The organism is Streptomyces sp. IBSBF 3136, assembly GCF_036815105.1.
In the GTDB taxonomy this organism is placed as follows: domain Bacteria; phylum Actinomycetota; class Actinomycetes; order Streptomycetales; family Streptomycetaceae; genus Streptomyces.
Genome location: NZ_JAJSZC010000031.1, coordinates 39,742 through 50,053, shown reverse-complemented (window position 1 = coordinate 50,053; position 10,312 = coordinate 39,742). Strand labels below are relative to the sequence as shown.

11 protein-coding genes are annotated in these 10,312 nt (G+C 73.9%); 3 read left to right on the top strand and 8 right to left on the bottom strand.

Translation table 11 applies throughout. From position 1 onward, the window contains the following. Together V7E45_RS09955 and V7E45_RS09950 are read left to right on the top strand one after the other, a co-directional pair. Positions 1-2,101: glycoside hydrolase family 3 N-terminal domain-containing protein (locus V7E45_RS09955; RefSeq protein ID WP_443055999.1), on the top strand; the 2,101-nt coding region annotated here is incomplete at its 5' end. A gap of 127 nt (positions 2,102-2,228) precedes the next feature. Further along, a complete protein-coding gene (locus V7E45_RS09950; protein ID WP_333773725.1) occupies positions 2,229-3,107 on the top strand; it encodes a COG4705 family protein in 879 nt (292 codons plus the stop codon). A 193-nt stretch (positions 3,108-3,300) separates the two neighbouring features. On the opposite strand, the gene V7E45_RS09945 is transcribed toward V7E45_RS09950, so the two are convergent. From V7E45_RS09945 to tsaB, 4 genes are read right to left on the bottom strand one after another with little or no spacing between them, the layout of a single operon-like run. Next, positions 3,301-3,570 carry a hypothetical protein gene (locus V7E45_RS09945; RefSeq protein ID WP_333773724.1) on the bottom strand — a complete coding sequence of 90 codons (270 nt, stop codon included), beginning with the start codon at positions 3,568-3,570 and terminating at the stop codon, positions 3,301-3,303. Further along, complete coding sequence (gene tsaD, locus V7E45_RS09940; RefSeq protein ID WP_333773723.1) at positions 3,567-4,652, bottom strand: tRNA (adenosine(37)-N6)-threonylcarbamoyltransferase complex transferase subunit TsaD; 1,086 nt, start codon at positions 4,650-4,652, stop codon at positions 3,567-3,569. The genes V7E45_RS09945 and tsaD overlap by 4 nt, the downstream gene beginning before the upstream one ends. Further along, on the bottom strand, positions 4,645-5,175 hold the full coding sequence (gene rimI / locus V7E45_RS09935) for a ribosomal protein S18-alanine N-acetyltransferase (protein WP_333773722.1): 531 nt from the start codon (positions 5,173-5,175) through the stop codon (positions 4,645-4,647). Before rimI ends, tsaD begins: the two co-directional genes overlap by 8 nt. Next, positions 5,172-5,828 (bottom strand): tRNA (adenosine(37)-N6)-threonylcarbamoyltransferase complex dimerization subunit type 1 TsaB, encoded by a 657-nt coding sequence (tsaB, locus tag V7E45_RS09930; RefSeq protein WP_333773721.1) that lies wholly within the window; start codon positions 5,826-5,828, stop codon positions 5,172-5,174. Before tsaB ends, rimI begins: the two co-directional genes overlap by 4 nt. 113 nt (positions 5,829-5,941) lie before the next feature. On the opposite strand from tsaB, the gene V7E45_RS09925 reads away from it, so the two are divergent. Then, positions 5,942-6,499, top strand: a complete 558-nt coding sequence (locus tag V7E45_RS09925) for a hypothetical protein (RefSeq protein ID WP_333773720.1) — start codon at positions 5,942-5,944, stop codon at positions 6,497-6,499. Positions 6,500-6,567: 68 nt separating this feature from the next. Here the strand turns inward: V7E45_RS09925 and V7E45_RS09920 are convergent, their stop codons facing one another. The 4 genes from V7E45_RS09920 to alr form a co-directional block, all read right to left on the bottom strand. Beyond that, on the bottom strand, positions 6,568-6,741 hold the full coding sequence (locus V7E45_RS09920; RefSeq protein ID WP_333773719.1) for a hypothetical protein: 174 nt from the start codon (positions 6,739-6,741) through the stop codon (positions 6,568-6,570). Positions 6,742-6,908: 167 nt separating this feature from the next. Further along, complete coding sequence (gene tsaE, locus V7E45_RS09915) at positions 6,909-7,430, bottom strand: tRNA (adenosine(37)-N6)-threonylcarbamoyltransferase complex ATPase subunit type 1 TsaE (protein WP_333773718.1); 522 nt, start codon at positions 7,428-7,430, stop codon at positions 6,909-6,911. Next, positions 7,387-8,658: an alpha/beta fold hydrolase gene (locus V7E45_RS09910; RefSeq protein WP_333773717.1), complete on the bottom strand. Its 1,272-nt coding sequence runs from the start codon at positions 8,656-8,658 to the stop codon at positions 7,387-7,389. Before V7E45_RS09910 ends, tsaE begins: the two co-directional genes overlap by 44 nt. Positions 8,659-8,913: 255 nt before the next feature. Continuing rightward, positions 8,914-10,080 carry an alanine racemase gene (gene alr / locus V7E45_RS09905; RefSeq protein WP_333773716.1) on the bottom strand — a complete coding sequence of 389 codons (1,167 nt, stop codon included), beginning with the start codon at positions 10,078-10,080 and terminating at the stop codon, positions 8,914-8,916. Between the last annotated feature and the right edge of the window lie 232 nt (positions 10,081-10,312).

The window sequence follows — 10,312 nt, the reverse complement described above, 5'->3', positions numbered from 1 at the left end:
TAAGACGAACACGTTGCGCCCGGGGGGGGGGGGCCGGGGGGGGGGCGGGGGGGGGGGGGCGCCCCCCCAGCGCCGGATCACCGCGGCGGGCCGCTTCGGCATCCCGGCGGTGGCCCACGAGGAGTGCCTGGCGGGCTTCACGGCCTGGGGCGCGACGGCGTACCCGGTGCCGCTGGCCTGGGGCGCGGCCTTCGATCCCGACCTGGTGGCGGAGCTGGGCCGGCGGATCGGCCACGACCTGCGCTCGGTCGGCGTCCACCAGGGCCTCGCCCCCGTCCTCGACGTGGTCCGCGACCCGCGCTGGGGCCGGGTGGAGGAGACGATCGGCGAGGACCCGTACCTGGTCGGCACCGTCTGCGCCGCCTATGTGCGGGGCCTGGAGTCGGCCGGGGTCGTCGCCACGCTCAAGCACTTCGCCGGGTACGCGTCCTCGGCGGGTGCCCGCAACCTGGCTCCCGTGCGGGCGGGCGTGCGCGAGTTCGCGGACGTGACACTGCCGCCGTTCGAGATGGCGCTGCGGGAGGGCGGGGCGCGCTCGGTGATGGCCTCGTACACCGAGACCGACGGTGTGCCGGTCTCCGCCGATCCGCACCTGCTCACCGCGCTCCTGCGCGACGAGTGGGGCTTCACCGGCACGGTGGTCGCCGACTACTACGGCATCGGCTTCCTGAGGACCCAGCACCGGGTCGCCGAGGACGAGGCGGGGGCGGCGCACCTGGCGCTCGCCGCGGGCATCGACGTCGAGCTGCCGACGCTGCGGTGCTACGGCGAACCGCTGGTGGCCGCCGTGCGCGCGGGCCGGGTGCCGCAGGCGCTGGTGGACCGGGCGGCCCGCCGGGTGCTGATCCAGAAGTGCGAACTGGGCCTGCTGGACGAGGACTGGCGGCCGGAACCGCGGGGGCCCGTCGACCTCGACTCGGCGGGCAACCGCGCCCTGGCCCGCCGACTGGCCGAGGAGTCGGTGATCCTGCTGGACAACCCCGGCGGGCTGCTCCCGCTGGTTGCCGGCGCCCGGATCGCGGTGGTGGGCCCACGCGCCGCGGACCCGCTGGCGATGCTCGGCTGCTACTCCTTCCCGTGCCACGTGCTCCCCCACCACCCCGGGGTCCCGACGGGCATCGCGATCCCGACCGTCCTGGAGGCCCTGCGCACCGAACTCCCGGACGCCAAGGTGACGTTCGCGCAGGGCTGCGAGGTCACGGACCCGGACACCGCGGGCTTCGCCGAGGCGGTGTCCCGGGCGGCGGAGGCGGACGTGTGCGTGGCGGTCCTCGGCGACCGGGCCGGCCTGTTCGGCCGGGGTACCTCGGGCGAGGGCTGCGACGTGGCCGACCTGCGCCTGCCGGGGGCGCAGGGCGAACTGCTGGACGCGCTGGTCGCCACGGGCGTGCCGGTCGTCCTGGTCCTGCTGACCGGCCGTCCGTACGCCCTGGGCCGCTGGGCCGGCCGGCTGGGCGCGGTCGTGCAGGCGTTCTTCCCCGGCGAGGAGGGCGGCCCGGCGGTCGCCGGGGTCCTGTCGGGGCGGGTGAACCCCTCCGGCCGGCTCCCGGTGAGCGTCCCGCGGCTGCCGGGCGGGCAGCCCTGGACCTACCTCCAGCCGCCGCTGGGCCTGGCGGGCGAGGTCAGCAGCCTGGACCCGACCCCGCTGTACCCCTTCGGCCACGGCCGCTCGTACACCACGTTCGCCTGGGAGGGCGGGACCGGTGCCGAGGTCACCGAGCTGGGCACGGACGGCTCGTACGACCTCCCGGTCACCGTGCGCAACACGGGTGGGCGCGCGGGCGCGGAGGTCGTGCAGCTCTACCTGCACGACCCGGTGGCGTCGGTGACCCGCCCCGACGTGCGCCTGATCGGCTACCGGCGGCTGGAACTGGCCCCCGGCGAGTCCCGGCGGCTGACCTTCCGCTTCCACGCCGACCTGTCGGCCTTCACCGACCGCACGGGCGCCCGGGTGGTGGAACCGGGGGCGCTGGAGCTGCGCCTCGGGCCGTCGAGCGCGGAGGTGCGGCACACGGCCCGGCTGCGGCTGACGGGTCCGGTACGGACCGTGGGCCCGGAGCGGCGGCTGCGCTGCGAGGTGGTGGAGGGGGCGGCGGACTGAGCGGGGGCGAAACCACAGAAACGGCGCTTCCACAAGACCTCGGGACGCACGTGTTCAGGATGCGTTCAGGTTGCGGCTGTCAGGGTCTGGGTCCGACCGCGGTTCCCCCAGACCGACAGGAGCACCCTTGACGACGACGAAGTCCGTGATGAAGAAACTGCCCGAGGTGACTCTGGCGTTCTGGGTCATGAAGATCGCCGCCACCACCCTGGGCGAGACGGCCGGTGACCTGTTCTCGCAGACGCTGAAGCTCGGCTACTTCCTCACCACCATCGCCCTGTTCCTGGTCTTCGTGGTGACGCTGGTGGTCCAGCTGCGCTCCTCGCGCTACAACCCGTTCTTCTACTGGACGGTGATCCTGTCGACCTCCATGGCCGGCACCACCATGTCCGACTTCATGAACCGGGACGCCAGCGCCAAGTACCTCTCGAACGGCGCCACGAAGCTGGGCTGGGGGCCGCAGGGCCTCGGTCTCGGTTACCCGGAGGGCGCGGCGATCCTGGTCTCGCTGCTGCTGCTGATCTTCCTCGGCTGGAAGCTGAGCGGGATGACGTTCCAGATCACGGAGATCGTCAGCTTCCGGGGCGAGGCCCTGTTCTGGTCGGCGATCCTCGTCTCCAACACCCTCGGCACCTCGATGGGCGACTTCCTCTCCGACAGCTCCGGGCTCGGCTACCTGGGCGGCGCGGCGCTGGTGACCGGTGTGCTGCTGGTCCTGGTGGCGCTGATGCGGGTGCCGGCGGTGCCGAACGTCCTGCTCTTCTGGTTCGCCTTCGTGCTCACCCGCCCGCTGGGCGCCACGGCCGGCGACTTCCTCACCAAGCCGGTCGCCAAGGGCGGCCTCGACCTGGGTACGGCGGGTTCGTCCGCGGTGCTGCTCGCGGTGCTGTTCGGCCTGATGGCGTACGCGCAGGTGCGGGAGCGGCGGACGGCTCCCGCCGTCGGCCTGGAGGGCGAGGGCCCCGAGGCGGAGGCGGTCCGGCCGCACGACGCCGGGCGGGTCTGACGGCAACGAGAACACCCCGCTCCCGGGAGACCGGGAGCGGGGTGTTCGACGGAGCGCCGGGCAGGCCTTGCACCTGCATTTCCCCGCAGGAAGCGGGGCGTCTTTCCTTGGACCACCAACGCACTGCGTCCGGGCCGGTGTTCCGGCCGTTCGCGTGTGATGATCATAGCGGGCGACGGGCCCGCGTATCAACTCAGGCGTCCGGCTGTTCCCCGTCCACCGACTCGAACCGCCACCGGTGCACCGCGCGCGTCACCAAGTCCCCGTCGGGCTCGGGCAGTTCCGGCAGGTCGGCGTCGTACGGCGCGTCCCACCAGGTGATGACCAGCACCCGGTCACCGGGGGCGCGGAGGGTCTCGCGGCGCAGCGGCGGTGCATCGAGCGGCTGCGCGCGAGCCCAGTCCAGCAGTTCCCCGCCCCTGCCCTGGGCCGCGCGGGCCTCCCACATCAGGGCGACGGTCACGAGTACAGGTTGTCCTTGCTGACCTCGTGCACGTGGTCGTGGCCCGGGACGTGCGGGGCGGTCACCGGCAGCGAGGAGTCGGCGGACAGGTCCCAGCCGGAGGCGGCCCGGTTGCGGGCGACCATCTCGGCGCCGAGGGCCGCGACCATCGCCCCGTTGTCCGTGCACAGCTTGGGGCGCGGGACGCGCAGCAGGATGCCGGCCGCCTCGCAGCGCTCCTGGGCGAGGACGCGCAGCCGGGAGTTGGCGGCGACGCCGCCGCCGATCATCAGGTGGTCGACGCCCTCGTCCTTGCAGGCGCGCACGGCCTTGCGGGTCAGCACGTCCACCACGGCCTCCTGGAAGGACGCTGCGACGTCCCGCACCGGGACCTCCTCACCGGCCGCCCGCCTGGCCTCGATCCAGCGGGCCACGGCCGTCTTCAGACCGGAGAAGGAGAAGTCGTACGCGGGGTCGCGCGGGCCGGTCAGGCCGCGCGGGAAGGAGATCGCCTGCGGGTCGCCCTCCTTGGCGTACCGGTCGATGACCGGGCCCCCGGGGAAGCCCAGGTTCAGCACCCGGGCGATCTTGTCGAAGGCCTCGCCGGCCGCGTCGTCGATGGTGGCGCCCATCGGGCGGACGTCGGAGGTGATGTCCTCGGACAGCAGCAGGGAGGAGTGGCCGCCGGAGACCAGCAGGGCCATCGTCGGCTCGGGCAGCGGGCCGTGCTCCAGCTGGTCCACGCAGATGTGCGAGGCGAGGTGGTTGACGCCGTACAGGGGCTTGCCGAGCGCGTAGGCGTAGGCCTTGGCGGCCGAGACGCCGACCAGCAGGGCGCCGGCGAGACCGGGGCCGGCCGTGACCGCGATGCCGTCGAGGTCCTTGACGGAGACGCCGGCCTCCTTCAGCGCGCGGTCGATCGTCGGGACCATGGCCTCCAGGTGGGCGCGGGACGCCACCTCGGGGACGACACCGCCGAAGCGGGCGTGCTCGTCGACGCTGGAGGCGATGGCGTCCGCCAGCAGGGTGGTGCCGCGGACGATGCCGACGCCGGTCTCGTCGCAGGAGGTCTCGATGCCGAGGACGAGTGGTTCGTCAGCCATTGATCTCGGTTCCTTGTACTGGGGAGGAGTCCGCGGCGGAGCCGCTGTCGGGTGCGGTGGTCAGGCGCATGACCAGGGCGTCCACGTTGCCCGGCTGGTAGTAGCCGCGCCGGACGCCGATGGCCACGAAGCCGAAGCGCTCGTAGAGCTTCTGGGCGCGCAGGTTGTCGACCCGGCACTCCAGCATGACCTCGGCGCACTCGAAGGCGGTGGCCGCCTTCAGCAGCTCGGTGAGCAGCCGGCCACCGAGGCCGGTGCCCTGCTGGGAGCGGGCGACCGCGATGGTCTGGACGTCGCCGAGGTCGCCGGAGGCGGTGAGGCCCGCGTACCCGACGATCCGGCCGCCGTCCTCGGCCACCACGTACCGCCGGGTGGCCTCGGGGCCCCGGGCGTGGGCCAGCTCGGACCAGAACATCCCCCGGGACCAGGCGTCCTCGGGGAACAGGTCCTTCTCCAGCTCCAGGACCGGGTCGATGTCCCACCAGCGCATCTCGCGCAGGCTCGGGGTTGCCGGTTCCGTCACTTGGGGGTGACCACCTTGTAGTTCTTGGGGACCTGGGCGTCGGGGCGGCGCAGGTACAGCGGGCGCGGGGCGGGCAGCTCGTCACCGGCCGCGAGACGCTCGGCGGCCAGCGCGGCGAGGGCGGCGGCGGACACATGCTCGGGCTCGTGGGCGCTCGGGAACGTGTCCGGGTAGAGCAGCGCGCCCGCGCCGACCGCGGGGAGGCCCGCGACCCGGTCGGTGATGTCGGCGGGGCGGTCGACGGCCGGCTCGATCAGCCGGGTGCGGGAGTCGGCGTACGTGGCCCAGTAGACCTCCTTGCGCCGGGCGTCGGTCGCCACGACGAAGGGGCCCTTCTCGATGTCGGCGGCGTAGGCGAGGGCGTCCAGGGTGCACAGGCCGTACACGGGGACGCCGAGCGCGAGACCGAAGGTGTCGGCGGTCATCAGGCCCACGCGCAGCCCGGTGTAGGGGCCGGGGCCGACGCCGACGGCGATCCCGGTGACGGCCTCCAGCTTGAGGCCCGCCTCGGCGAGGACGCGGTCGACGGCCGGCAGCAGCAGCTCTCCGTGCCGGCGCGCGTCCACCTGGCTCGACGAGACGATGACGTCCGTGCCGTCGTGCAGCGCGACGGTGACGGCGGGGGTGGCGGTATCCAGAGCGAGCAAGAGCACGCGAACAGCCTACGGCGCCCGACGCTCGTGCATGGCCGTCCGGGGCAGACGGTCACCGACTGCTACGGTTCGTACGAAGTACGACATATGGCACGAAGCAGAGGTGGGCGCGCGTGGCAGGGACCAGCTCCGGGATCGTGGCCGGCCTGACCGCCGCGGCCGTCGGAACCGTCGGATTCCTCGCCTACCAGGCGTCGGCGACCGTGCCGCCGGGTCTGGGCGGGAAGTCCGGGGCGAGCGCGTCGCCCTCCGCGGTCGTCAGCAAGGCGCCGCGCGACCGGGGCAATCCGGGGGCCCTGCCGACCGGGTCCGGCAAGGGTGAACGGGTCGTGTACTCGGTGGACGACGACCGCGTCTGGCTGGTCGACGCCCGCGACCGGGTGCAGCGCGGCTTCGGGGTGCACCCGGGCTCCGTGGACCCGCCGGTCGGCCTCTACTGGGTCACGTCCCGCTCCAACACGGCCACCGGGACGGACGGCGCCCCGATCGAGCACGTCGTCCGCTTCACCAGCGTGGACGGGGTGGCCATCGGGTTCAGCGCGGCGGTGGGCACCGGCTCGGACACCGCCATGACGGACGTGAAGACGGGTGGCATCCGGGAGCGGCGCGAGGACGGCGACGCGATGTGGCGGTTCGCCACCATCGGCGTTCCGGTCGTGGTGATCCGCTGAGCGTTCCGGTCGCGGTGAGCCGCCGAGCGTTCCGGTCGCGGTGATCCGCCGACCGTCCCGGCGATCCGCTACGCGGCCGCGCGGTGTTCACTCGCCGGCGGCTCGGGGCGGGCCGGCTCGGGGGCGCTCGGCGGCCGGGAGACCAGTTCGGCGGCCGCGCACGAAGCCAGCAGATCGCGCATGGACACCCCGGGGAGCACGGGCGGCCCGGCCGGTCGCGCCGTGGGTCGAGAAGCGGGCATGGACGCCTCCTGACGTGCGGGGCCGGTACGTGGTTAGGCGCGCCTAACCACGGCCTGGACACCATGTGACCACGCCCGGTACGTCCTGCGCAATGACTTCCCGACGGCCTGTCGGAAAGACGTCGGGAAGGCACCACCGCACGGCCGGTCCGGAGCCGCCGGTCCGCTCAGGCCGCGAGCGTCTCCAGGGCCGCGTCCGCCCACCGGCCGCCGAGTCCGGTCACCGTGACGTGCCGTACCTCGTCCGTGGTGTCCCCGACGGCCCGGTGGATGACGACCTGCAGCCGGTCCTCGGTCAGCTCCTCGACCTTGCCCTCGCCCCACTCCACGACGATCACCGAGTCGGGCAGGGACACGTCCAGGTCGAGGTCCTCCATCTCGTCGAGCCCGCCGGAGAGCCGGTAGGCGTCGACGTGCACGAGCGGCGGGCCGTCGCCGAGCGAGGGGTGCACCCGGGCGATCACGAACGTGGGCGAGGTGACCGCGCCGCGCACGCCCATCCCCTCGCCGAGGCCGCGGGTCAGCGTGGTCTTGCCCGCACCCAGCTCCCCGGTGAGCATCACCAGGTCGCCCGCGCGCAGCAGTTTCGCCAGCCGGCGGCCCAGTTCCCGCATCTGCTCGGGGGACGTGACGGTCAGCCGGGTCTCAGCGGGGTCGTGCGGTGCTGCTGGAGCTGCTGCTTGTTCCATAGCCACTTACGGTAGCCCCTGCGGGCACGGCGCCCGCGCGGGTCAGCAGGTCGGCGAGGCGGTCGGTGACCACTTCCGGGTGCTCCAGCATGACGAGGTGCCCGGCGTCCGGCACCAGCACCAGCTCGGCGTCCGGGAGCAGGTCCGCGATGGCCTCGCTGTGCTCGCTGGGCGTGACCAGGTCCTGCACCCCGGCCAGCACGAGCACGGGGGCGTCCCGGAAGCAGCCGAGTGCCTCGGTCTTGTCGTGGTCGGTGAAGGCCGGGTAGAACTCGGCGACCACGTCGATCGGTGTGGACTCGATCATCCGCTCCGCGAACCGCGCGACCGCCGGGTCGACGTCCCGCCCCGCGAACGAGTACCGCTTGATGATCCCGGCGAACAGGTCGGCGGTGGCCCGGCGCCCCTTCTCCACCAGCTCCGCCTGCTGCCCGAGCGCCTTCAGCACCCCCGGGAGTATCCGGCGCACCGCGTTGACGCCGGCGACGGGCAACCCGAAGTTGACCTCGCCGAGCCGCCCGGACGAGGTGCCGACGAACGCGGTGGCCACCACCCGGTCCCGGATCAGCTCCGGGTACTGGGCGGCCAGCGCCATCGTCGTCATCCCGCCCATGGAGTGGCCGACCAGCACGATCGGGCCGTCCGGCACGGCCGTGTCTATGACCGCCTTCAGGTCGCGGCCGAGCTGGTCGATGGTGAGCGGCACGTCCTGCTGGGTCTGGGCCACGCCCCGCCCGGACCGGCCGTGGCTGCGCTGGTCCCAGTGCACGGTCCGGACGACGCCGCGCAGGGCCGCGCGCTGGAAGTGCCAGGAATCCTGGCTGAGGCAGTAGCCGTGGCAGAAGACGACGGTGACCGGGGCGGGCGCCTTGCGTCCGAACAGCCTGCGGCGGCGCGGGGAGACACCGGTGCCGGGGTCGGGCTCGACGTCGTCGACCTCGTAGTACAGCTCGGTGCCGTCGTCGGAGTACGCCTTGCCGGGGGTGCCGCGCAGAGTGCCGTAGGGGCCCGTCGAGTCCAGCGCGAGACGGGCCTTGCGGCGCATCCCGCGCCCCACCGTCATCCGCTCGACGGCCACGCCGGCGGCCGCGCCCGCGGCCAGGACGCCTATCGCGGCACCGGCGATACCGGTCGCCCTGCGCCAGCTCCCGCCCGCCCCCGCGGTGACGGAGGCGACGGCCGCCGAGGCGACGACGTCCGCCACGGCCTCCGCACTGCTCTCGCTCACGTACCGCTCCTCTTCGCCGTACTGCAGTTCGCCGGGTGATGAAACAGGTGGTGCAGGTGATGCTTGTGGTGCAGATGGTGCTTGTGGTGCAGGTGGTGCAGGTGGTGCCCGTGCTGCCGGTGGTGCCGCTGTGGTGCACATGCCGTCCACGCAGGCGGCGTGGTCACCGCCGTCCGTGCCCGTCCGTGCCCGTCCGTGCTGTTCGGTTCACCGACGGAACAGGGGCAACCCACGTGCCGCGGTCCCCCGAAGGGGCTACCCCTCTTGTTCCCTGTCCACATAGACGCGAGGAACGCGCGTTCCGATCCGCGTGACGATCTCGTACGCGATCGTGCCGCAGGCCTGGGCCCAGTCCTCGGCGGTGGGCTCACCGCGGTCGCCGGGCCCGAACAGCACGGCCTCCGTGCCGACCGGGGGCTCGTCGCCGCCGAGGTCGACCACGAACTGGTCCATGGCCACCCGCCCGGCGACCGTCCGCCACTTGCCGTCGACCAGCACCGGACCGCTGCCGGAGGCGTGCCGGGGCACACCGTCCGCGTAGCCGACGGGAACGAGGCCGAGCGTGGTCGGGCCGGGGGTGACGTAGTGGTGGCCGTAGCTGACCCCGTGGCCGCCCGGCACGTGCTTGACCAGCGCCAGCGACGCGCTCAGCGTCATCACCGGCCGCAGCCCGAAGTCGGTCGGGGCGCCGATCTCCGGACTGGGCGAGACGCCGTACATGGCGATGCCGGGCCGGACGAGGTCGAAGTGGGTCTCCGGGAGGGTCAGCGTGGCCGGGGAGTTGGCGATGTGCCGGACCTCCGGGCGCACGCCCTGCTCCTCCGCGTACGCCAGCATCTCCCGGAACCGGGCGAGCTGGGCCGCGATGGAGGGGTGCCCCGGTTCGTCGGCGCACGCGAAGTGCGACCACAGGCCGGTGATCCGGACCAGTCCGTCGCGCTCGGCCCGCAGTGCCTCACCGACGAGTTCGGGCCAGTCGGCGGGCTGGCAGCCGTTGCGCCCGAGCCCCGTGTCGGCCTTCAGCTGCACCCGCGCGGGCCGGCCGGCCTCCCGGGCCGCCTCCGTCACCTCGCGCAGGGCCCACAGCCCGCTGAGCGAGACGTCGATGTCCGCCTCGATCGCCTGCCGCCACGGTCCGCCGGGCACCCACAGCCAGCACAGCACGCGGGTGTCCAGACCCGCGGCGCGCAGCGCGAGGGCCTCCTCCGGCGTGGCGGTGCCGAGCCAGGTGGCGCCCGCCTCGACGGCAGCGCGGGCGCAGGGCAGCGCCCCGTGGCCGTAGGCGTCGGACTTGACGACGGCCATAAGGGCCGCGCCCTCCGCCCGGGCACGCAGGGCCCGCACATTGGCCCGCAGGGCGGCCAGATCGATCTCGGCCCGGGCGCGCAGGGGCGCGGTCGGCACAGCTGAAGTCTCACTCATGGCGCCCCCAGTCTCTCAGAGGGCCGCGCGGGCCCCGGCGCGGTGTCCGGTACCCGCCCGCACGCCGCCGCCCGGCCGCCCAACCGGCTCCGCCGGGACCGGCGGTGACGCCGTGACCCAAGGACCGTCACGCCGCCCGGAGCCGCCCGGACTGCGCGCGATGCCTCGGCTGTGTACGGCCGGCGGGACCAGCCGGACCGGCCGGACCGGCGGGACCGGCGGGACCGGCCGG